Below are 21,476 nucleotides of genomic sequence, written 5' to 3'. Positions count from 1 at the left end.
GTGCTGCGCCCCAACGAGGTCAAGCGGAAGCTCGCGGCGGGCGAGGAGGTGCACGGCCTGTTCGGGGTGGTCCCCGACCCCGCGGTGACGGAGATGATCGGGCACGCCGGATACGACTTCGTCATCCTGGACACCGAGCACACCCTCGTCGGCCCGGAGCGGCTGGAGCATCTGATCCGGGCGGCCGAGACCTGCGGCCTCACCCCGTTCGTCCGGGTGCCCGAGGGCGATCCGGGCGCGGTGCTGCGGGCGCTCGACGCGGGCGCCATGGGCATCGTGGTGCCGCATGTGCGCACCCGCGCGGACATCGACGCGGCGGTTCGCGCCGCCCGCTACGCCCCCGAGGGCATGCGCTCCCTCAACGGCGGACGCGGCCCCGGCTACGGCGCCCTCCCGCTGCCCGAGTACCTCGCGGCGGCCAACGCCGCGGTCCTGGTGATCGCGCTGATCGAGGACGCCGAGGGGGTCGACGCCATCGACGCCGTCCTCACCGGCGGCGGCGTCGATCTCGTACTGCCCGGACCGGGCGACCTGTCGCAGTCGTACGGCGTGCCCTGGCAGGTGCGCCATCCGCGGGTCCGGGAGGCGGTCCGCACCCTCCGCGCGGCGTGCGCCCGGCACGGCGTGCCGTTCTGCGCGATGGCCACCACCGAGGAACGCCGCCGGGAGTGGCGGGCCGACGGCGTCACCGCCTTCGTCCTGGGCGAGGACCGCGACCTCTTCTCCCGGGCGCTGCGGGCCCACCGGGACGCGGCGGCGGGGTAGCGGCGCCCCGGCGTCACTCCGCCGCCGTCACCCCTGGCTCCCCTCAGGTGTCAGCACCACGAACTCCGCGCCCTCCGGGTCCGTGCAGACCGCGAGACGGCCGACTCCCTCGGCGTCCTCGGGGCCCATCCGGACGGCGCCGCCCCGCGCGGTGACGGCGGTGACCGTGGCGTCGCAGTCGGCGGAGCCGAACACCGGGTGCCAGTAGGCCGCGCCGCCGGTCCCGGACAATGCCTGGGCCGGGAGCTGCATGATGCCGCCCTGCATCCGCTCCTGCCCGGCGCCGCGCGGCGTCACCAGGGTGTAGGTGCTCTCGCCGCCACCGGGCAGCGGGATCTCCTGGGTGTGCCAGCCGAAGACCTTGCCGTAGAACTGCCGGGCGGCCGCCGTGTCGGTGGTGAACAGCTCCGTCCACTCCAGGCTGCCGGGGACGTCCGCCACCTCCAGGCCCGGGGCCGCACCGGGCTGCCAGACCGCGAACCGGCCGCCCTGCGGATCGGTGAGCTGGGCGTGCCATCCGTTGTCCCCGCCGACCGGCGACGGCGGGACCCGCACCTCGCCACCGGCCTCCCGCACCGCCCGTACCGTCTCCTCGGCGTCGGGCGTGTGGAAGTACACCGTCCAGGCCGCGGGGGCGCCCTCCTCCGCCGCCGGGCCGATCGCCGCCGCCACCTTCCCGTCCCGGCGGCAGACCGTGTACCCGCCGGGCTCCTGGCCGCCGAACGGCTCGGTGGTCCAGTCGAAGACCTCGCTGTAGAAGGCCGTCGACTTCCGGAGATCCGGGGTGCCGAGATCGAGCCAGCAGGGCGAGCCGGGCAGAAATTCGGTGGTGATCATGACTGTCCCTTTCACGAGGCACTCCCGATCCAGCGTGACACCCACCACCGACAGCCGCCGCCCGGCGCTCCGCCGCCCCGCGCCGCCAACGCCCGCCCCGACGGCACCGCCCGGCGCGGCAACGGCGCACGAAAGGCGCGGTCCGTCACCGCGTGCCCTCACTCGTCCGGGTGGTCCTGGCTCCGTCACTCCCCGCCGCTCCGGAGCTACGCGGCCCCGAGCGGCGCCCCGGGCGTCTCCCCCGGAAACGGCCCGGACCGTCGGCATCCGGCCCCCTCGGGGCGGCGCACCACGCCCCGGTCGGCAGCCGCATCAGGTGCCGCCCCCTGCGGCCGCACGCTCCTCGCGACGTCCCCGTCCGCCCGGCGGACCCCGGTCTGCCCTCTCCCCTCCTTACGGAGGACTGACCGGAGGCCCGCACGGCGGTCGCCGCCCGCCGCCGGCGAACGCGGCGGCGGACGGGTGGGCGTCCGGTTCGGCACCACGGCGCGACGGCCCGCCGCACGGCTCTGCGGCAGGCCGCGGTGACCGCGGGATCCGGTTCCCCCCGGAACGCCCCTCCTGCACCCGCCCCCCGGCGGGCATCGGTGCGGGCGCCCGTCCCCACGGACGCCCGTTCCCCCCATGGGCACCGCCCCCCGGCGGCAGCCCCTTCCCCCTCGATGACGGCACCCCCCGGCACCGGCACCGGACAGCGGCGCCCCCCGGCGCCGCTGCCCCGTCAGGGCCGACGGCCCTTCAGGTTCGTACCGCGGGCGCACCCGGCGCCCGCGCCGGTGTCACCGGCGGCGTCGCTGCGCCGCCAGCGCCGGAGCCGGCATCCGCCGCGGCCGGGCCGCGGCGATCACCGACACCACATCCTTGAACGAGCTGCACATCCGGGTACCGGCGACCGCCGCCAGCTCCCCGAACGTCCCGGCGCCGTAGGTGACGGCGACCGCCTCCATCCGCGCGGTCACCGCCATCCGCATGTCGCCGACGGTGTCGCCGACGTACGCGCTCTCCCAGGCGGCGACGCCGAGCCGCCCGGCGGCCCGCAGCACCATCTCCGGGTGCGGCTTGCCGCGGCGGACCATGTCCTGGCCGATGACCGGACCGACCAGCTCACGGATGCCCATGACGTCCAGCAGCGCCTCGGCGCCACGGGTCGACTTGGACGTCGCGACGGCCAGCTCCACACCGTGGGCGCGCAGCGCCGAGAGCCCGGCGGTTACACCCGGGAACAGCAACTGCGGGCCCAGGCACATGACATCGACGGCGAACTGCTCGCGGTAGCGGTTGATCGCGGCGAGCACCTGGGCGTCGTCCTCGGGCTTGCCCAGCAGCCGTCCGAACGCCTGGCCCGGAGGCTTGCCGACGGCGGCCGCGGCCTGCCGCGGGGTCACCGTACGGCCCTGCTCCGCGGCCACCTTGACGAGGAGTTTGGCGATGGCCGGGCGCGTATTGGCGAGGGTGCCGTCCAGATCGAAGACGGCAGCCTTGATCGTCTCGCTTCCGGCGGCCCGTACGCCTCTCACAGGACGTTCGCCGACTACCGCTGATACGCGCATGGCTGGAGACCTTTCCGGATTCCGATGGGTGCACTGGCTGGGGAGCGTGGCCGTCCGGCTGGTCCCGGTGGCCCGCGGTCGACGACGGGCGACGGCTGGGGAGGGTCCTCCGTGGCACACCGCTGTCCCGGTGCGGTGCGCCACCGCCGTGGCGGTCACCACGGAAGAGGAGGATCCCGTTTACCGCCTTCGCAGATTTAAAAACCGTCTGCGCTGTTTGTCAATGCACTCCCGTCCCAGAAGGCCCTCGCCCGCGTGATCCCAGGCCCCACACGGAAATCGTGGGCTCTTCAACCATTTTCCCGCGGCCGGTCGGGGGAACGATATGCGACGCCGCACACCCCATACCGGCCATTCCGGATCCTCATACAGAACCGCATGGTTGGTTTTCTCAGTAGACTGTCCTGCCAGCTCGCAGCCGTACTAGAGACGGGACGGACACCGTGCCCACGCAGCATCGCGCCATCCAGAGCCGCCAGGCGCTCATCCGCTCGGCCGCCGAGACCTTCCTGGAGAAAGGGGTGGCCGCGGCCGGGATGGTCGAGATCAGCCGGCGGGCCCGGCTGAGCAAGGGCGCGCTCTACTTCCACTTCACCTCCAAGGACGATCTGACCCTCGCGGTGCACGACACGGCGCTGAGCACCCTGCGGCGGATCGAGGAAGGGCTGATCCGCTCCCCGCAGCCGATCGGCACCGCCGTACAGGACTTCGCCGCGGAGCTGTTCCTGCGGGTGGAGAGCGACCCGGTGCTGCGCGCGGGGCTCCGCCTGCGCCCGGAGACCGCGCCGGGGCTGGAGATCACCTCCCTGGAGCGGCGCTGGTACGCGCTCTTCCTCGACAAGGCGATGACCGGCGGCGCCGGTGGCGCTTCGCGATCGGAAATCGAACCGCGCCGCACCGCACAGCTGTTGACGTCGGTCGTGGTGGGCCTGCTGCACCTCGGCTACGAAGACCCCTCCTGGTGGGCGGAGGCGGCGCTGGCCGACGTCTGGACGCTCCTCCCGAACGCCCCCGTGGCCGTCCCGGCCCCCGCCGCCGGCTGAGCCACCTGGCGCCCCGCACCCCGGGCGGCGCCCCCTGACCGGCCCGTCCCGTACGAGGCGTCGGCCCCGTCAGGCACCGGGTGGCGATGCATTTCCGCCAACCCCCCGGGGTGTTGGACATTTTCACCGTGCGTCAACCCGTCGTCCGGATCGGCGTCCGGCCCACCGGCGTACGCACCCTCCACCGCCTCGCCCGGGCGGCACGGCGACACCGCCGGTCCACGGCCCGCCGGTCGGGTCGCCTCTCCGCCGCGACGCCCTTCTCCCGTCTACGCGCCAGTAATTGCGCAGGTCCCGGGGGTGCGAGCCGACGCCTCGGCGACGAGGAAGCGCTCCTCGACGGGCGGGCCGGCGCACGGGGCGGAGCATCGGGCGCCGCGGTGAACGGCGAGGCGGGCGAGGGGGAACGGCGAGGGGCGCCCGGTGCGACGATTGCGCTCCGTGACGCACGGAACGGCGCCGATTCCCGGACCGTACCGAGCGGTTGGATCCTTATGATGCGGAACGAGACCCCCGCCACGTGCGACGGGCGCACTCGGGCACAACAACTCCACGAGAGCATACGGAGGGCGATCGGTGGTCAAGCAGGAACGCGCAGTGCGCACACGGCGTGCGGTCCTTGAGGCGGCGGCGCAGGTGATGGGCGTCCGCGGGTACGAGGCCGCGACGATGGCGGAGATCATCCAGCGGGCCGGTGTCACCAAGGGCGCGCTGTACTTCCACTTCTCCTCCAAGCACGCGCTGGCCCGTGCGGTGATCATGGAGCAGACCCAGCACTTCGACCAGAAGGTCAGCGACTCCCGGCTCCAGGACGCGATCGACTTCACGCATCAGGTGGCGGTGGCGCTGCGGGACGACCCGCTGCTCCAGGCCGGTACCCGTATCGCGCTGGAGACGACGTTCAGCGAGGAACCGCTGGTGCCGTACCAGGCATGGATCGACATCATCGTGAAGATGTTCTCGGACGCCAAGGAGAACGGCGAGCTGCTGCCGGGGGTCTCGCCCGAGGGGGCGGCGGAGTTCTTCGTCTCGTCGTACTTCGGTGTGCAGCTGTTCTCACTGGCGGCGAGCGACCGCACCGATCTGCCGGACCGGGTCACCACGTTGTGGAAGCACACCCTGCCGGGGCTCGCGACGGCGGGCGCGCTGAGCCACCTGGAGCCGCGCGGCAGCGAGGCGCGCGCCGCGGTCTGAGCCGGGAACCGGCAACCGCCCGCGGGGCGGCCCCGGCCCCCGCGGGTCAGCTCAGGGGCGCGGGCTCCGAGCGGTGCGCCTCCTCGGCGGACGGTGCGCCCTCCGCGTCCGGCGCCGTCTCCCCGGCACCCCCCAGGCGGGAGTGGCGCCGTCCGTAGCACGCGTAGACGATCGCGCCGACGACGAGAAATCCGCCGAACTCCAGCCAGGTCGCGCGGCCTGTGCCGTAGATCAGATAGAGGCTGAACGCGATGCCCAGGAGCGGGCTGAGCGGGAAGAGCGGGACCCGGAAGCAGCGGGCGAGACCGGGGCGGGTGCGGCGCAGCACCATCACGCTGACGTTCACCACCGCCATGATCGCCAGGGTGCCGATGGTGGTCAGGTTCATCACCACGTCCAGCGGGACGACGGCCGCGGGGACGGCGAAGACGACCGCGACGATCCAGGTGTTGGCGACCGGCGTGGCGGTGCGGGGCGAGATCCGGGCGAAGACCCTCGGGATCAAGCCATCACGCGACATCGACATCAGGATGCGGGTCTGGCCGTACATGACCGCCAGGACCACGGAGGCGATGGCGACGACCGCACCGAAGGCGATCACCCCGCCGCCGACGGCGGAGTGCGTGACGTGGTTGACGATCAGCGAGAGCGCGGCGGGCTTGTCGGCGACGTCCCCGGCGGAGAGCGCGCCGATGGCGCTGAGGGCGACCAGGCAGTACAGCACGGTGACCACGCCGATGCAGATCATGATCGCAAGCGGGATGTTCCGCCGCGGGTTCTTGACCTCCTCACCCGCCGTGGTGATCGCGTCGAAGCCGATGTACGAGAAGAACGCGACGGAGGCGCCGGAGGTGATGCCGGCGACGCCCTCGGGCGCGAACGGGGTGAGGTTGCCGTCGCGGAAGGCGGAGAGGGCGATGCCGCAGAAGAGCAGCAGCACCACGATCTTCAGGACGGCCATGGCGGCGGTGGCGCGGGCGCTCTCCCGGATGCCCCGCACCAGGAGCGTCGCGGCGAGCAGCATGACGACGACCGCCGGGATGTTGACGATGCCGCCGTCACCGGGCGGACTGGCCAGTGCGGCGGGCAGCTGCCAGCCGGTGAGGCTGCCGAGCAGTTCGTTGAGGTACTGCCCCCAGCCGACCGCGACCGCCGACACCGAGACGCCGTACTCCAGCAGCAGACACCAGCCGACGAGGAACGCGGTCCGCTCGCCGAGGGTGGCGTACGCGTAGGAGTACGAGCTGCCGGACACCGGTATCGCGCCGCCCAGCTCGGCGAAGGAGAAGGCGGTGAAGACGCAGGTCAGCGCGGCGAGCACAAAGGAGATGAGCACCGCGGGGCCGGCGTGGGCGACCGTGTCGGAGAGGCCGACGAAGATGCCGGTGCCGACGATGGCGCCGATGCCGAAGCAGACCACCTGGAAGAGCCCCATGCTGCGGGTGAGGCCGTTGCCGTCGAGGTCCGTACCCGATTCGGCGAGGAGCGCATCGGGGGACTTGATGCGCAGTCCGGGGCGGGCGGCGAGCGGTGCGCGCCGCGCCTGGGACGGGCGGGGGGATGCGGACGGGCGCATGGGGTGGTTCTCATCTCTGGTGGTGCGGGGCGCGCTGCCGGTGCTGGTCGAGTCCGGCGGGCGGAAACGGGGGGCGGCCGGTGGGCCGGAATCCCGTGAGCGCGGTCGATGGTAACCGCTATGACTGCATGATCGCCCATTTGTGCGTATGGGTATGCGGTGCGGGGTGCGCCGGGCGCACCCCGCGGGCGGCGGTCGTCAGCGGCCGAGGGTGGCGACGAGGACGGCCTTGATGGTGTGCATGCGGTTCTCCGCCTCGTCGAAGACGACGGAGTGCGGGGATTCGAAGACCTCGTCGGTGACCTCCAGCGAGGTCAGACCGTGGCGGGCGTGGATCTCCCGGCCGATCGCCGTGCCCAGGTCGTGGAAGGCGGGCAGGCAGTGCAGGAACTTCACGTCCGGCTTGCCGGTGGCCTGCAGCACGTCCATGGTCACGGCGTACGGGGCGAGCAGTGCGATCCGCTCGTCCCAGACCTCCTTGGGCTCGCCCATGGAGACCCAGACGTCGGTGGTCACGAAGTCGGCGCCGCGCACCCCCTCGGCCACGTCCTCGGTGAGCGTGATGCGGGCGCCGCTGGCCGCGGCGAGGGCGTGGGCCTGCGCGACGACCGCGTCGGACGGCCAGAGCAGCCGCGGGGCCACGATCCGGATGTCCATGCCGAGCAGGGCGCCGGTGACGAGGTAGGAGTTGCCCATGTTGTAGCGGGCGTCGCCGAGGTAGGCGAAGGCGGTGTCGCTCAGCGGGCGGCCGCCGCCGTGCTCGACGACGGTGAGGATGTCGGCGAGCATCTGGGTGGGGTGCCAGTCGTCGGTCAGGCCGTTGAAGACCGGGACCCCGGCGTGCGCGGCCAGTTCCTCGACGTCCGCCTGTGCGCTGCCCCGGAACTCGATGCCGTCGAACATCCGGCCGAGCACGCGCGCGGTGTCGCGGACGGATTCCTTGTGGCCCATCTGCGACGCGGAGGGATCGAGGTAGGTGGTCGAGCCCCCCTGATCGGCGGCGGCGACCTCGAAGGCGCAGCGGGTGCGGGTCGAGGTCTTCTCGAAGATGAGGGCGATGTTGCGGCCGCGCAGCCGCTGGGTCTCGGTCCCGGCACGCTTGGCGGCCTTCAGCTCGGCCGCCAGGTCGACCAGTCCGCGGAATTCCTCGGCGGTGAAGTCCAGCTCCTTGAGGAAGTGGCGGCCGGTGAGATCTATCGCCATGGTGACTCCTGGTTCACGGCATCGGGGCACGAGGGGTGTGTTTCGGACAACGAACCCTGGAAGTGTATACGAGACGCCGTATCACTATTCAGAGGTGGGATGCCGAAGCCGCCCCGGCGCGCCGTACGACGCCTCGCCCGGACCACTGTGCACGAGCCGGGAGCGGTCCGGGACACGGCCGGAACCGGGGCCGGGGACACGGACGGGGCCCGATCGGATACGCCGGAGCCCCCTCGGACGCCGCCCCGTGGTGGCCGGGCGGCGCCCCTCGTCCGGACCGCCTCAGGCCGTGCCCGGTATGGCGTCGCGCTCCACCGGACAGCTCATACAGCGCGGACCGCCCCGGCCACGGCCCAGTTCGCTGCCCGGGATGGTGATGACCTCGATGCCACGCTTGCGCAGGAAGGTGTTGGTCGTGACGTTTCTCTCGTAGGCGACCACCACGCCCGGCTCCACCGCGAGGACGTTGCAGCCGTCGTCCCACTGCTCCCGCTCGGCGGCGTGGACGTCCTGGGTGGCGGTGAGCACCCGGATGTCGCTCAGCCCGAGTGCCGCCGCCATCGCGCGGTGCATGTGCTCCGGGGGATGGTCGGTGACCTTGAGGTCGCCCTCGCCGCCGCCCGGCTCGATGGTGTACGAGCGGAGCATGCCGAGCCCCGCGTACTGCGTGAAGGTATCGCCGTCGATCATGGTCATGACCGTGTCGAGGTGCATGAAGGCGCGGCTCTTGGGCATGTCCAGCGCCACGATGGTGCGGGCCGATCCCGCGGCGAACAACCCTCTGGCCAGCATCTCGACGGCCTGCGGCGTGGTCCGCTCGCTCATCCCGATGAGCACCGCGCCGTTGCCGAGCACCAGGACGTCGCCGCCCTCGATGGTGGAGGGGTAGTCCGCCTGGCCCTGCGACCAGACGCGGAAGCCCTCGTCGCGGAAGAGCGGATGGTGGGCGTAGATCGCCTCGTAGTGCACCGTCTCGCGCTGCCGGGCCGGCCAGCGCATGGCGTTGACCGAGACCCCGTCGTAGACCCAGGCGGAGGTGTCGCGGGTGAAGAGGTGGTTGGGCAGCGGGCCCAGCAGGAAGTCGTCCAGCTCCATCACATGGAAGCGGACGGAGGTGGGCTCCGGGTGCCGCTCCAGGAACTCCCGCTTCGTCATGCCGCCGACCAGCGCCTCGACCAGCTCCTCGACCGGCAGCGCATCGAACGCGGCCCGCAGATGATCGGTGGCGAGCGGGCCGTACTCCTTCTCGTCGAAGACGCGGTCCAGGACCAGCTCGCGCGCGGCGGGCAGGGCGAGCGTCTCGGCCAGCAGATCGCCGAAGAGATGCACCGCCACCCCGCGGTCCCGCAGCACATCGGCGAATCCGTCGTGCTCCGCCCGCGCCCGGCGCACCCACAGCACGTCGTCGAAGAGGAGCGCGTCCTTGTTGGTCGGCGTCAGCCGCTTCAGCTCCAGATCGGGACGGTGCAGGATGACGCGGCGCAGCCGCCCGGCCTCGGAATCGACTTGGAATCCCATCTCTCCATCTTGGCCGCTTCCGCCCCGCGGGGAACGCGGCGGGCGCGATTCGGGGGAGAAGTGGGGGTACGGCTCGGGGGCGCGTCGGGGTGTTCCCCGATCCGGGGGCGGGGCGCGGCCGGACGTCCCGCAGGGGGCGCACCGGAGCCTCCACGCGCCGGGTGCCCGCGCCTCGCTCCACTCCCCGCGCCGTGCACCGCGTGCACGGCGGGCGGTGGCCTGCCCCTACACCCCGCGCCGCCGACCGGCCTCGGCCCCGCGCCCCGGCGCCCGTGCCCGCCCGATCGGTGTGCCGGTGAGGCGCCGCGGAGCCGGGGATCTTTTCAGTGGCGACGCCGCGAACGCCGCGCGGAAGCCGCCCCGAAAGGGCCGCGGCTCCGGCTCGCGCGGCGGCCGCGGACGGGCGGCGCGAGGCATCGCCCAGGCCCGTACGGCCGCCCGGGCCACCCCGTTCGCGGGGCTGCCCGCGGGCTCCCCCGTGGCCGGTTCCGTTCGCCTCGGGTTTCCTGCCGACGCCGCTCCCGCGCGGGTTCCGGAACGTCCCCGCCGGGCTTCGCCGGGCCGCCCGGCGGGATTCCGGTACGGCGGTCGAGCCCGTCGGCGCACCGCCGCCCGCCGTCGAACCGCCGTCAACATGGCGCCTCGCGCGCCGGGAAAACCCGCCCGGAGAGGCGTCAGGTTGACGACGATTACGGCAAAGCGCCATATGGGCGGCCTCGCTGAAACGCCCCTACGGCCCCGCTGCCCGCGCTCCGCACCGTCGCCCGGCGCACGGCGCACGGCCGCGCCGGAGCCCGCTCACCGGACCCGTTTCCCGGGCGACCGGCCGTTCCCGGAGGCTGGGCCCCCGAGACCCGGTCCGGAACGCACCGAGACAGCGCGAGGGCCGTCGGCCCGGTGGTCCTCCACCGGGCCGACGGCCCTCGCCGCCTCGCGGTCGCCGCGCACCGGATCACGGCCCGGCGCCGCGCCCGCGGGCTCAGCCGAGCTGCGACTGCACCTGGGCGGAGATCAGTTCCAGGTGGTCGAGGTCGTCCAGATCCAGGATCTGGAGATAGACGCGGGAAGCGCCGATCTCGGCGTACCGCCCGATCTTGTCGACGACCTCGGCGGGCGAACCGGCCAGGCCGTTGGCCTTCAGCTCGTCCGCCTCCCGCCCGATGGCCGCCGCACGGCGCGCCACCTCGGCGTCGTCCTTGCCGACGCAGGCGACGAGGGCGTTGGAGTACACCAGGTCGTCGCCCTTGCGTCCGGCCGCCTCCGCCGCCGCCCGCACCCGGCCGAACTGGCGCTCACTGTCCTGGAGGGAGGCGAACGGGATGTTGAACTCGTCGGCGTACTGCGCGGCGAGCCGCGGTGTGCGCGTCGCCCCGTGGCCGCCGATCAGCACCGGGACCTTGTGCTGGGCGGGCTTGGGCAGCGCGGGCGACTTGGTCAGCTGGTAGTGCGTGCCGTCGTAGGAGAACTCCTCGCCCGGCGCGGTGCCCCACAGGCCGGTGACGATCGCGAGCTGCTCCTCCAGCCTGGCGAACTTCTCCTTGGGGAAGGGGATGCCGTACGCCTTGTGCTCCTCCTCGAACCAGCCTGCTCCCAGGCCCAGTTCGACGCGGCCGCCGGACATCTGGTCGACCTGGGCGACCTGGATCGCCAGCACGCCGGGCAGCCGGAAGGTGCCGGCGGTCATCAGGGTGCCGAGGCGGATGCGCCGCGTCTCACGGGCGAGACCGGCCAGGGTGATCCAGGCGTCCGTCGGGCCGGGCAGACCGTCGGAGTTGCCCATCGCGAGGTAGTGGTCGGAGCGGAAGAAGGCGTCGAAGCCGAGGTCTTCGGTGGCCTTGGCGACGGTGAGAAGGGTGTCGTAGGAAGCCCCCTGCTGAGGCTCCGTGAAAATACGCAGATCCATGCCTCCATCCTGCACGCTGATCCCCCGTGGAACCGTCGCCGCGGACCGCGTGCCCCGGATCGAAGCGTCCGGTGAACGGAAGGAGCCATCGGCGAGGCCACAGGGGCGTTCCCCGGGGCACGGGCCTGCGGGAGGCGGGGCACATCGGGGAGCGCGGGTCCGGCGCCACCGGGAGGGAGCCTGCGAGATCGGCCCTGGGCAGGGCCGGGGCGAACGGCTGAGGGCATCGGCCCCCGGAAGGCCGGTACGGACAGCCGCCGGCGTCAGGGCCGCGAAGGGCCGGGGGAGCCGGCCGGTCCGCGCGCCGTGCCTCAGGCGAGATCGTGGTCGCGTACCTCCAGCTTTTCGAGTATTCCGGCTATCCGGTCACGCGATTCGTCCGCGGAGTCCATCACCTCGACGCAGGTCCAGTACATGCCCTCCTCGTCCGCCGTGCACACGATGCCCACCAGCACCTCGCAGACCTCCCGCAGCAGTCCGCTCAGGCCCGTCAACGCGGCTCTGGCGTCCTTCACTTCGGTCAGCCGGGCCGCCCGCAGGCCGCCCGCTCCCGTCACCGGGCACAGCAGTCCCCCGCTGAACCGCCCGCCCGCATCGCCCAAACCCCGTGCCCTGGACCGCGCTTCGTACGGACCGAAGATGGCGAGATGGCTCCCGACCGCCTCGGCCAGGGCTTGTGCCTGCCATGCCTCGACGACCACTTCGCGCACCGTGCTCGCCTCTGCCAGACCGCGCCGATTGGCCGCGATGATCCGCACCGCGTCCATGCGCGTTCCTCCCTCCGTCGTCATCTGTCTCACCTCACACTCTTTCACTACCCAGAGTGAGGGTGAACACCCAAAAACGCCAGGGGAATTCGCAAATCTGTGGACAACCAAGGCGGTGTGGAGAGATCGATAACTCCGGAGAGTGACCAACGGCGCGCCCGAGCCCCTCCGTTCACTTCCGTCACGGTCTCCCCCTCGCGCTCCGGCGCACCGTCGGAGCACCGTCGCCCCCTCGGACCCGGGCGGCACGGCGTTCCGTTCCGCCACGGCAGGCAGCGCGGTGCGCACGGGAGGCGACGGCCGGGGCCGGGGAAACGCCCGAAAGCGCCCCGTATGGGTGCCCGAATCGGCCACCTCCCCCGGCGGTGCGGGCGGCCGGCCCCGAGCAGGGCCGCCGCCCGCACCGCAACCGGGGCGCCGCCCGGCCCGCTCCCCGTTCCTGCCCGGTCGGCGGGCCCTCTCGGGGAACGGCGGGGAACCGCCGGCCGAAGCTCAGGAGGCGGAATCCGCCCCGCCGGGCCCGTCCGGCGCCCCGTCCGCCGTGCGGTCGCGGTCCGGCCGCGCGTCGCGTACCGCGGGGAAGCGGGATTCGTTGCGTTCGATCTTCGCCGCCAGGGCCGTCAGGGCGTCGATCCCCAGGGCCTCGCAGAACTGCAGCAGATAGGCGAGGACGTCCGCGACCTCGTCCTCCACCCGGCGCGCGGAGGACGGTTCGGACATCACCGCGGCCGACTGCTCAGGGGTCAGCCACTGGAAGATCTCGACCAGTTCGGCGGCCTCGACGCTGAGCGCCGCCGCCAGGTTCTTCGGGTTGTGGTACTGCTGCCAGTCCCGGGCGGCGGCGAAGGCGGCCAGTCGCCGCTGGAGGGTGTGGAGATCTTCACTCATGCCCCCAGGTGTAGCACCCGCACCCCGGGCAGTCCGTCGGCGGCCGCCGGATCCCGCACCGTCCCCAGGAGCCGCACCCGGCCGCGGTCCGCCATCCGCGCGGCCAGCGCCATCAGTTCGGCGGCCTGCCGGGCGTCCATGCAGCGGTCCGCGCCGTCCGCGACCACCGTCAGCTGCTGGCGGGCCTCCGGGATCTCCGCCACCGGGTCCATCGCCAGCGTCCGGGGCCCGGTGAGCAGCACCACCGCAAGGCCCAGGTAGCGCAATTCGCCGTCACCGAGACAGTCCAGGGGCATCTGCCCCAGGCGCCCCCGGTCGAGTACGGCCTGGAGGGCCGTCGGTCCGGCCGGCTCGTCCCGGAGCGCCACCGGGCCCGGCGCCGGCGCGGCACCGCTCCGCCCGTCGGCCGCCGTCCGCCGGTCCGGCTGCCGGGGCACGGCGCGCACCCCCTCGACCGGCTCCGGCCAGGCGGCCCGCACCGCCGTCAGCAGGCCGGTACGGCGCTGCGCGCGCTCGTCGGCCATCCGCTGCAGAACCGCCGCCAGGTTGTCGCAGGAGGACCGCAGCCGCGCCTCGTCCACCGCCTCGCCCTTGGCCGGCCGGGCCTCCGTCCGCTTCGCGGTGCCCGGCCGGACGGCGGTACGGCGCCCCCGGGGTGTCCGGACGTCCGCCGCTCCCCCGGGCCGGTCGGCGTCGGCGCACCCGGTGGCCCGCCGTTCGCCGCGGATCGCCTCCGGCCGCGGATCGCACCGGAACACCGACCTGAGCGCCACCACAACCTGTTCCGCGGCGGCCAGCACCAGGCGCTGACCTGCGGTCTTGCCCGCGACGCGGAGCGGTAGCAGCGGGGTGCCGAGACGGTCGTCGGGCAGCGGTGCGCGAGTGACGGGCGCCGCACCCGCGGTGTGCCAGGCGGCCTGTACGGCGCGGCGGGCCGGGTCCGTCAGGGCGGTGGTGAGAAGGGTGGCGCCGCCGCCGGTCAGCCGTTCCCCGGCGATCCGCAGGTCGGGCTCGGTCTGGACGGCCAGATCGAGGTGGACCGGCCCAGCCGGACCGTCGACGGTGCAGCCGATGCGGAACCCCCGGCGGCCCTGTTCGTCGGGGCGCGCGTCGGCCGGTACGCACGCCGGGGCGCCGCCGGGTACGGACGCCAGCGCATCGGCGAGCCGTTCCCCGGCGCCGAGCCGGGCGAGGATGCCGTACGCCTGGAGCGCCCCGGTCTTGCCGCTGCCGCTCGGGCCGGTGAGCAGGGTGACGGGGCTCAGCGGGAGGCTGACGCCGCGGTGGTTGCGGAAGGCGGAGAGACGTAACTCGGTGAGCGCGGGACGCGCGCTGTCGCTATGCATAGCTCGAAGCTATGCAGGGTCCCATGGGGCACCCGTCGGAGAACCGTTACATCGTCGGCTCTTCCTACGAATGAGGGACGCCGCCGACAGCCGGTTCCGCGACCTCCGTTCCCGGAGGCGCGAGCAGGAAGACATTGGTGTCGACGCGGTGCATTCCGCTGGCCAGCCCGAAGACGACGCCGCTGGAGAAATCCAGGATGCGCTTGGCGACATCCGCATCGGCGCTGCTGAGGTCCAGCAGTACGGGGATCTGCGCCATCAGGTACTCGGCGACCTCGCGGGCGTCCGCGAAAGTCTGCACCCGGATCACGACGAAACGGCGGCTCTCCTCGGTCGGATCGTCATCGGGGAGCGCACGGTGATCCGGCCAGGAAGGCCATTCACTCCCGCTACGCAGCGGGACGACCTCGGCCAGACCCTCCCACTGCTCATCGGTGGCATCGGGGCCGTTCACCGCTTCACCTCATTCGTGGGGGCACTGCCTGACGCAATATCCACTTCGACCAATTCCAGGGATAAACATACAAACACCGCCGGGTGCGGTACACATCGCACCACATCCGCGGCCCATCCTGCACCATCCACCCCGGCCGGAACCGACAGCCCGGGCGGTTTCCCGCGTCGGGATTGTGTGTGCCCGTTCATCCCCGCGCGCGGCGACCATTCCGGACGGCCCACCGTGCGCGTTCGCGCCCGAAAAGGGCGGCGGGGCACGGAAATCCGTTGGCGATCACCGCCGTTCGGCGGCGGCTTTCGCCGGAGGGGGCCGCCCCGAAGCTTTACTGCACATTGGTTGCAAGTAAAACTGACCCGCAGGAATGTGGAGAGGTACGCCCTACGGAAGAAAGCAGTGTCCATGCCCACCTCCCCGTCCCCCTCCGCGGCCGGCACCGCGCTCACCCGCCGTCAGCGCATCGCCCGCTCGATGACCCGCGCCGAGTGGGGCCGGATGGCGGGCATGGCCTCGTTCATCGTCGCCCTGCACGTCATCGGGTGGTTCACGCTGGTCGCCATCGTGGCGCCGGAACACTACAGCCTGGGCACCAAGACCTTCGGGATCGGCATCGGGGTCACCGCGTACACCCTGGGCATGCGTCACGCCTTCGACGCCGACCACATCGCCGCCATCGACAACACCACCCGCAAGCTCATGGGCGAGGGGAAGCGTCCGCTGTCGGTCGGCTTCTGGTTCTCACTGGGGCACTCCAGCGTCGTCTTCGCGCTGGCCTTCCTGCTCTCCCTCGGTGTGAAGACGCTCGCCGGGCCGGTGCGGGACGACAGTTCCCGGCTGCACGACATCACCGGGCTGATCGGCACCACCGTCTCCGGTGTCTTCCTCTACGTCATCGCCACGGTCAACCTCGTCATCCTCGTCGGCATCTGGCGGGTCTTCCGGCGGATGCGGGCCGGGTCGTTCGACGAGGACGCGCTGGAGGAGCAGCTCAACAACCGCGGGTTCATGAACCGCCTCCTCGGCCGCGTCATGAAGTCGATCACCAAGCCCTGGCAGATGTACCCGCTGGGTCTGCTCTTCGGTCTCGGCTTCGACACCGCGACCGAGATCGCGCTGCTGGTGCTCGCCGGGTCCGGCGCCGCCTCCGGGCTGCCCTGGTACGCCATCCTCTGCCTGCCGGTGCTGTTCGCGGCGGGGATGTCGCTGCTGGACACCATCGACGGTTCGTTCATGAACTTCGCCTACGGCTGGGCGTTCTCCAAGCCGGTCCGCAAGGTCTACTACAACCTCACCATCACCGGGCTCTCCGTCGCCGTCGCGCTGCTCATCGGCACCGTCGAACTGCTCGGCCTGCTCGCAGAGAAGCTCGATCTGCACGGCTTCTTCTGGGACTGGATCGCCGGGCTCGACCTCAACCTCGTCGGCTTCGTCATCGTGGGCCTCTTCTTCGCCACCTGGGTGGTCGCGCTCGCCGTCTGGAAGTTCGGCCGCATCGAGGAGAAGTGGACCGCCGGTCTGCGCTCCGGGGCCGTCCGGGAGGGCGCGCTCAGCTCGTCGGACTGAGGGCTGCCGCCGGATTCACCTCCGCTTCCTGGGGAACCGCCACCGGCCCGCCGGAACCGCCCGCCCGCCGTGCCGTGGCCGGGCCCCGGCGGACGGCCGGAGGCGCGCGGCCGGGCCGGGGCGGGACGCCCGGTCCGCGCGGCGAGGCAACGGCGTCACTTCTGCCAGCCGACCGTCTCCGGCAGCGGGCTGTGGAAAATCGTCGCGCCGACGTTGGCGAGCCCCTTCTTGACGCCGTACGTCGACGGGCCGCTGAACAGCGGCAGGAACGCGTACTGCGCCAGCGCCTTCCGCTCGACCTTGTTGACCGCCGTGGCCTGCTTGCCGAGGTCGGCGATGCCGGCGGTGGCGCGGATCTCCTTGTCGAGGGCGGGGGTGCCGGCGCCGGTGAGGTTGGAGTCGCGGTCCGCGCAGTAGAAGTCGCAGAGGTAGCGGGCGCCGAACGGGTCCATGGAGCGGTTGCCGGAGAGGATCAGGTCGAAGCGGCGCTCGTTGAGGATCTTCGCGAAGTCCGCGTCGTCGCCCTTCTTGATCACGAGATGGATGCCGGCGGGCTTCAGCATCGCGGCGAGGGCGCCCGCGGTGGCCTTGCCCAGCGGGTCGTCGCCGAGGAGGGTGTAGCCGATCTCCAGCTTCCTGCCGTTCTTGACGCGGATACCGTCCGGGCCCGGCTTCCAGCCCGCGGCGTCCAGGGTCTTGGCCGCCTGGCCGGGCGCGTGCTTCAGGACGGCCGCGACGTTGTCCTCGTACCCCTTCTGGAAGCTGTAGAGGACGGCCGAGCCGGGCAGTGGCTCCTTGTAGTCGAGGCCCTGGAACTGGATGCGGGCGATCTGCGGGCGGTCGACGGATTCGATGACGGCCTTGCGGACGGCCTCGTCGGCGAGGATCGGGGACCTGGTGTTGACGTTCAGGGAGTACTCGAAGGGGCTGCCGCCGCTGCGGATCTCCGTGCCGGTCAGGCCCTTGAGCTGCTTGAGGCTCTCCGCGTCGACGGCGGAGACGTAGTCGAGCTGGCCGTTCTTGAAGGCGTTGACCGCGGCCGTCGACTCCAGGTTGACGTAGACGCGCTTGTCGAGCTTGCCCTTCTTCCCCCACCACTTCGGGTTGCGGACGAAGGTGATGTCGCCGGAGTGGGTGTCCCAGCTGCCGACGGTGTACGGGCCGGCGCCCCACTCCGGGTGGGCCTTCTTCACGTACGCCTTGTTGAAGTTCCCGGGGGTGGCGGCCTTCGGGTGCAGGAAGGTGCTGAAGAGGGCGGGCCAGGCGGGGTTGACGCCCCGGAAGCGGATGACGGCCTGTTTGGCGTCCTTGCCACGCTCGACCGCGGTGATCCGGTCGTAGCCGTCCGTGGAGGCGGCGGCGAACTCCTTGCCGGAGCCGTTGTTTGCCTTCCAGGTGGCCTCGATCGTCCGCCAGTCGATGGGGGTGCCGTCGTTGAAGACGGCCTTCGGGTTGAGCGTGAGGACGACCTTCTGGTTCCCGCCGTCGACGGTGACCTCGACGTCGCTGTAGTAGTCGGGGTTGTAGCGGACCTCGCCCGCGGGTGAGTACGTGATCGCGTCGGCGTTGTACCAGCTCCAGACGCGGGCGGCGGTCAGCGTGGCGTTGACGTGGAACGGGTTGCCCTGGTCGTCGAAGGTGCCGGCGGTGGTGTAGGTGCCGCCGTCCTTGATCTTGTCGTAGGGCTGCGGGTTGTAGTCGACGGCGGCCGACGCGGTCCGGGGGCCGTCGGCGGTGTCCTTCGCGGCGGGCGCCTGGCAGGCGGTGGCGGCGACGGAGACGGCGGCGACGAGGGCGAGGGGCAGGACCAGTCTTGCGCGCATGACGGCAGGGTTCCTTCGTGTTCCGGGGGGGCGGGGGTGCGGGGTCAGACGGCGTGGCAGGCGGAGCGGTGGCCGGGGGCGCCGTCCACCTCGGCCGGGGCCGGGCGTTCGGTGCGGCAGCGGCGGCGCAGCTCCTCACCGGCGTGGCGGTACAGCGGGCAGCGGTCCACGAAGACACAGCCCGCGGGCAGCCGGCCGGCGCCGGACTGCTCGCCCTCCAGGACCAGCCGCTCGCGGGTGCGTTCGCGCTCCGGGTCGGGCACCGGGATCGCGGAGAGCAGCGCCCGGGTGTACGGGTGCCGGGGGTTGGCGAAGAGCGCTTCGGTGGGGCCGGTCTCGACGAGATGGCCGAGGTACATCACGGCGACGCGGTCGGAGAGGTAGCGGACCACACCCAGGTCGTGGGCGACGACGAGGGTGGCGAGGGAGAGTTCCCGCCGCAGCCGCGCCAGCAGGTTGATCACTCCGGCCTGTACGGAGACGTCGAGGGCGGAGAGCGGTTCGTCGAGGACGAGCAGCTTCGGTTCGGTGGCCAATGCCCGGGCGATGCCGATGCGTTGGCGCTGGCCGCCGGAGAGCGCGGCCGGGAAGCGGTCGCTCACCGCCTCGTCCAGGCCGACCAGGCGCAGCAGTTCGGGGACGCGGGTGCGGATCGTGGCCCGGTCGGCGCCGATGGCCTGGAGGGGTTCGGCGAGCAGATGGTGGACCGGCAGCCGCGGGTCGAGGGCGCCCAGCGGGTCCTGGAGGACGATCTGGACGTCCCGCCGCAGCTCCCGCACGCCCGCCCCGGCGCTCGCGACATCGGTCCCGGCGATCTCGATGCGGCCGCCCTCGGGCCGCTTCAGCCGCAGGATCTCCAGGAGGGTGGTGGTCTTGCCGCTGCCGGACTCGCCGACCAGGCCCAGGGTCTCCCCGGCGCGCAGCTCGAAGCTGACCCGGTTGACGGCGTGCACCGTGCCGACCCGGCGCCTGAGGACGGCACCCTTGGTGACGGGGAACGTCTTGACCAGGTCCTCGACGCGGAGCACCACCTCACCGGGCGCGGCGGGGCCCGCCGCGGGGCCGGGTGCGCCGTCCGGGGCGGGCCCGGCGGGGGCCGGCATCCCGTCGGCCACCTCACCGGCGCGCAGGCAGGCGGCCTGCCCGTGGCCGGGGACGTCGCGCAGTGCGGGGTCGGTGGTGCGGCAGGCGTCGACGGCGATGCGGCAACGGCTCGCGAAGGCGCAGCCGGGCGGCGGGCCGACGAGGGCGGGCGGCTCGCCGCCGATCGGGATCAGCGGGCGGCGCTCCCCGCTGTCCACGGTGGGGACGGCGGCGAGCAGCCCGGCGGTGTACGGCATCGCCGGCCGGTCGAAGAGCTCCCGGACGCCGGCCCGCTCCACGATGCGGCCCGCGTACATCACGGCGACGTCATCGGCGTGACCCGCGACGACGCCGAGGTCGTGGGTGATCAGGACGAGACCTGCGCCGGTCTCCCGCTGGGCCACCCGCAGCACGTCGAGGATCTGCGCCTGGACGGTGACGTCGAGGGCGGTGGTGGGTTCGTCGGCGATGAGGACGGAGGGGCGGTTGGCGATGGCCAGGGCGATGACGACGCGTTGGCGCATCCCGCCGGAGAACTCGTGCGGGAAGGAGCGGGCGCGCTCGCGCGGGTCGGGGATGCCGACGAGGTCGAGGAGTTCGACGGCGCGGTCCCAGGCGGCCCGTTTCGTCAGGCTCTGGTGGACGCGGAGCGCGTCGGAGAGCTGCCGGCCGACGGAGAAGATCGGGGTGAGCGCGGACAGCGGGTCCTGGAAGACCGTGCCGAGTTCGGCGCCGCGGACCGCGGAGAGCGCCTTGTCACCGAGTCCGACCAGGTCACGGCCTTTCAGCAGGACCTGTCCGGTGACCTCGGCGGTGGGCGGCAGCAGGCCCATGACGCCCATCGCGGTGGTCGATTTGCCGGAGCCGGATTCGCCGACGACGCCGAGGGTGCGGCCCGGCAGCAGATCGAAGGAGACGCCGCGGACCGCCTCGACGGTCCCGGCCTCGGAGGGGAAGGAGATCCGCAGGTCCCGTACGGAGAGCACGGGGGTGGTGGTGGGCTGCGGCGCCGGGCGGGTCAGGGTCGTCGTACGGGTCATCGTCGGCCTCCAGCGGCGCCGGTCACGGAGGCGGGGTCGAGGGCGTCGCGCAGTCCGTCGCCGATGAGGGTCATCGAGACGGTGAGCAGGACGACCAGCCCCGCGGGGAAGGCGAAGAGCCAGGGGGCGCTCGTGACGGTGCCCGCGCCGTCGGCGAGCATCGTGCCGAGGGAGACGTCCGGGGTCTGGACGCCGAACCCGAGGAAGGAGAGGGCGGTTTCGCTCAGGACGGTCGCCACGACGCCGAGCGTCAGATTGACGATCAGCAGCGAACCGAGGTTGGGGATCAGATGCCGCCGGATGATGCGTACCGCGCCGACCCCCATGAATTCCGCGGCCTTCACGTAGTCCCGCTCGCGCAGCGAGGTCGAGACGGACCAGATGACGCGGGCGGTGGACATCCAGCCGAAGACCGTCAGCACGACGATGAGCACCCGCCAGTCACCGGCGAGCCGGTGGGAGACCAGCGCGAGGATGAGGAAGGACGGGACGACCAGCAGGAAGTGGATGACGGCGAGCGTCACCCGCTCGATCCGGCCGCCGAAGTACGCGGCGCCGGAGCCGATGACCGCGGCGACGACGACGGTCAGCACGGAGACGCTGACAGCGATCACCAGGGACCGCTGGAGGCCGTGCACGGCGGAGGCGTAGACGTCGTTGCCGCCCTGGTTGGTGCCGAACCAGTGGACGGCGCCCGGCGGTTGGGTGAGCGCGGCGAAGTCGGTGTCGGCGTAGGTGTACGGGGTGAGCAGGCCGCCGCACGCGCTGAACAGCACCAGCAGGGCGAAGATCACGACGCCGGCGACGGCGAGCCGGTTGCGCAGGAAGCGTCGCAGGTAGAGGCGGCCGAGGCGGTGTGCGGGCGGTGCGGGGGCCGGGGCGCCGGTGCCGGTGGCGGCGCGGGTTTCCGTGGCGGTGGCCAT

17 protein-coding genes are annotated in these 21,476 nt (G+C 72.6%); 4 read left to right on the top strand and 13 right to left on the bottom strand.

The window, feature by feature from the left end:
* Complete coding sequence (locus ACF1BH_RS06035; protein WP_391641193.1) at window positions 1-765, top strand: HpcH/HpaI aldolase/citrate lyase family protein; 765 nt, start codon at window positions 1-3, stop codon at window positions 763-765.
* A gap of 27 nt (window positions 766-792) precedes the next feature.
* Here the strand turns inward: ACF1BH_RS06035 and ACF1BH_RS06030 are convergent, their stop codons facing one another.
* Window positions 793-1,602, bottom strand: coding sequence for a VOC family protein (locus ACF1BH_RS06030; RefSeq protein WP_391641192.1), 810 nt, complete (start codon window positions 1,600-1,602; stop codon window positions 793-795).
* 779 nt (window positions 1,603-2,381) lie between these two features.
* Complete coding sequence (locus tag ACF1BH_RS06025; protein WP_391641191.1) at window positions 2,382-3,119, bottom strand: HAD family hydrolase; 738 nt, start codon at window positions 3,117-3,119, stop codon at window positions 2,382-2,384.
* A gap of 476 nt (window positions 3,120-3,595) precedes the next feature.
* Between ACF1BH_RS06025 and ACF1BH_RS06020 the strand changes: the two genes are divergently transcribed.
* Window positions 3,596-4,195, top strand: a complete 600-nt coding sequence (locus tag ACF1BH_RS06020) for a TetR family transcriptional regulator (RefSeq protein ID WP_391641190.1) — start codon at window positions 3,596-3,598, stop codon at window positions 4,193-4,195.
* 597 nt (window positions 4,196-4,792) lie between these two features.
* A complete protein-coding gene (locus tag ACF1BH_RS06015) occupies window positions 4,793-5,389 on the top strand; it encodes a ScbR family autoregulator-binding transcription factor (protein WP_391641189.1) in 597 nt (198 codons plus the stop codon).
* Window positions 5,390-5,435: 46 nt separating this feature from the next.
* Here the strand turns inward: ACF1BH_RS06015 and ACF1BH_RS06010 are convergent, their stop codons facing one another.
* From ACF1BH_RS06010 to ACF1BH_RS05975, 8 genes are all read right to left on the bottom strand, one after another.
* The gene (locus ACF1BH_RS06010) at window positions 5,436-6,965 is read right to left on the bottom strand and encodes an amino acid permease (RefSeq protein WP_391641188.1); all 1,530 of its coding nucleotides are present in this window, start codon (window positions 6,963-6,965) and stop codon (window positions 5,436-5,438) included.
* 198 nt (window positions 6,966-7,163) lie between these two features.
* Complete coding sequence (gene argF, locus ACF1BH_RS06005; protein WP_391641187.1) at window positions 7,164-8,168, bottom strand: ornithine carbamoyltransferase; 1,005 nt, start codon at window positions 8,166-8,168, stop codon at window positions 7,164-7,166.
* 282 nt (window positions 8,169-8,450) lie between these two features.
* Window positions 8,451-9,686: an arginine deiminase gene (locus ACF1BH_RS06000; protein ID WP_391641186.1), complete on the bottom strand. Its 1,236-nt coding sequence runs from the start codon at window positions 9,684-9,686 to the stop codon at window positions 8,451-8,453.
* Window positions 9,687-10,665: 979 nt separating this feature from the next.
* A complete protein-coding gene (locus tag ACF1BH_RS05995; RefSeq protein WP_391641185.1) occupies window positions 10,666-11,589 on the bottom strand; it encodes an LLM class F420-dependent oxidoreductase in 924 nt (307 codons plus the stop codon).
* 311 nt (window positions 11,590-11,900) lie between these two features.
* The gene (locus ACF1BH_RS05990; RefSeq protein WP_391641606.1) at window positions 11,901-12,356 is read right to left on the bottom strand and encodes a DUF6099 family protein; all 456 of its coding nucleotides are present in this window, start codon (window positions 12,354-12,356) and stop codon (window positions 11,901-11,903) included.
* 492 nt (window positions 12,357-12,848) lie between these two features.
* Window positions 12,849-13,244 (bottom strand): nucleotide pyrophosphohydrolase, encoded by a 396-nt coding sequence (locus ACF1BH_RS05985; protein WP_391641184.1) that lies wholly within the window; start codon window positions 13,242-13,244, stop codon window positions 12,849-12,851.
* Entirely contained in the window at window positions 13,241-14,590 is a 1,350-nt protein-coding gene (locus tag ACF1BH_RS05980; protein WP_391641183.1) for an AAA family ATPase, read from the bottom strand. The genes ACF1BH_RS05985 and ACF1BH_RS05980 overlap by 4 nt, the downstream gene beginning before the upstream one ends.
* A 64-nt stretch (window positions 14,591-14,654) precedes the next feature.
* Complete coding sequence (locus ACF1BH_RS05975; RefSeq protein WP_391641182.1) at window positions 14,655-15,044, bottom strand: cell division protein SepF; 390 nt, start codon at window positions 15,042-15,044, stop codon at window positions 14,655-14,657.
* A 471-nt stretch (window positions 15,045-15,515) separates the two neighbouring features.
* On the opposite strand from ACF1BH_RS05975, the gene ACF1BH_RS05970 reads away from it, so the two are divergent.
* Window positions 15,516-16,607 (top strand): HoxN/HupN/NixA family nickel/cobalt transporter, encoded by a 1,092-nt coding sequence (locus tag ACF1BH_RS05970; protein WP_391641605.1) that lies wholly within the window; start codon window positions 15,516-15,518, stop codon window positions 16,605-16,607.
* A 155-nt stretch (window positions 16,608-16,762) separates the two neighbouring features.
* Here ACF1BH_RS05970 and ACF1BH_RS05965 read toward each other — a convergent pair whose 3' ends face one another.
* Genes ACF1BH_RS05965 through ACF1BH_RS05955 form a run of 3 tightly spaced genes read right to left on the bottom strand, consistent with a single transcriptional unit; the run spans window position 16,763 to window position 21,476 of the window.
* Window positions 16,763-18,430 carry an ABC transporter family substrate-binding protein gene (locus ACF1BH_RS05965; RefSeq protein ID WP_391641181.1) on the bottom strand — a complete coding sequence of 556 codons (1,668 nt, stop codon included), beginning with the start codon at window positions 18,428-18,430 and terminating at the stop codon, window positions 16,763-16,765.
* A gap of 44 nt (window positions 18,431-18,474) precedes the next feature.
* Window positions 18,475-20,553 (bottom strand): dipeptide ABC transporter ATP-binding protein, encoded by a 2,079-nt coding sequence (locus ACF1BH_RS05960; RefSeq protein ID WP_391641180.1) that lies wholly within the window; start codon window positions 20,551-20,553, stop codon window positions 18,475-18,477.
* Window positions 20,550-21,476: an ABC transporter permease gene (locus ACF1BH_RS05955; RefSeq protein ID WP_391641179.1), complete on the bottom strand. Its 927-nt coding sequence runs from the start codon at window positions 21,474-21,476 to the stop codon at window positions 20,550-20,552. Before ACF1BH_RS05955 ends, ACF1BH_RS05960 begins: the two co-directional genes overlap by 4 nt.

It is taken from the genome of Streptomyces sp. NPDC014733, assembly GCF_043083385.1.
Lineage (GTDB): Bacteria > Actinomycetota > Actinomycetes > Streptomycetales > Streptomycetaceae > Streptomyces.
The sequence above is the reverse complement of the archived record's forward strand: the minus strand, read 5'-3'. Positions and strand labels throughout refer to the sequence as shown.

Excerpts from the sequence above, each read along its gene's own strand:
- ACF1BH_RS05980 (WP_391641183.1), bottom strand. The coding sequence starts at position 14,590 with ATGCATAGCGACAGCGCGCGTCCCGCGCTCACCGAGTTACGTCTCTCC.
- ACF1BH_RS05970 (WP_391641605.1), top strand. The coding sequence starts at position 15,516 with ATGACCCGCGCCGAGTGGGGCCGGATGGCGGGCATGGCCTCGTTCATC.
- ACF1BH_RS05995 (WP_391641185.1), bottom strand. The coding sequence starts at position 11,589 with ATGGATCTGCGTATTTTCACGGAGCCTCAGCAGGGGGCTTCCTACGAC.
- argF (WP_391641187.1), bottom strand. The coding sequence starts at position 8,168 with ATGGCGATAGATCTCACCGGCCGCCACTTCCTCAAGGAGCTGGACTTC.
- ACF1BH_RS05955 (WP_391641179.1), bottom strand. The coding sequence starts at position 21,476 with ATGGCCACCGCCACGGAAACCCGCGCCGCCACCGGCACCGGCGCCCCG.
- ACF1BH_RS05985 (WP_391641184.1), bottom strand. The coding sequence starts at position 13,244 with ATGAGTGAAGATCTCCACACCCTCCAGCGGCGACTGGCCGCCTTCGCC.
- ACF1BH_RS05965 (WP_391641181.1), bottom strand. The coding sequence starts at position 18,430 with ATGCGCGCAAGACTGGTCCTGCCCCTCGCCCTCGTCGCCGCCGTCTCC.
- ACF1BH_RS06000 (WP_391641186.1), bottom strand. The coding sequence starts at position 9,686 with ATGGGATTCCAAGTCGATTCCGAGGCCGGGCGGCTGCGCCGCGTCATC.
- ACF1BH_RS06010 (WP_391641188.1), bottom strand. The coding sequence starts at position 6,965 with ATGCGCCCGTCCGCATCCCCCCGCCCGTCCCAGGCGCGGCGCGCACCG.
- ACF1BH_RS05960 (WP_391641180.1), bottom strand. The coding sequence starts at position 20,553 with ATGACCCGTACGACGACCCTGACCCGCCCGGCGCCGCAGCCCACCACC.
- ACF1BH_RS06030 (WP_391641192.1), bottom strand. The coding sequence starts at position 1,602 with ATGATCACCACCGAATTTCTGCCCGGCTCGCCCTGCTGGCTCGATCTC.
- ACF1BH_RS05990 (WP_391641606.1), bottom strand. The coding sequence starts at position 12,356 with ATGGACGCGGTGCGGATCATCGCGGCCAATCGGCGCGGTCTGGCAGAG.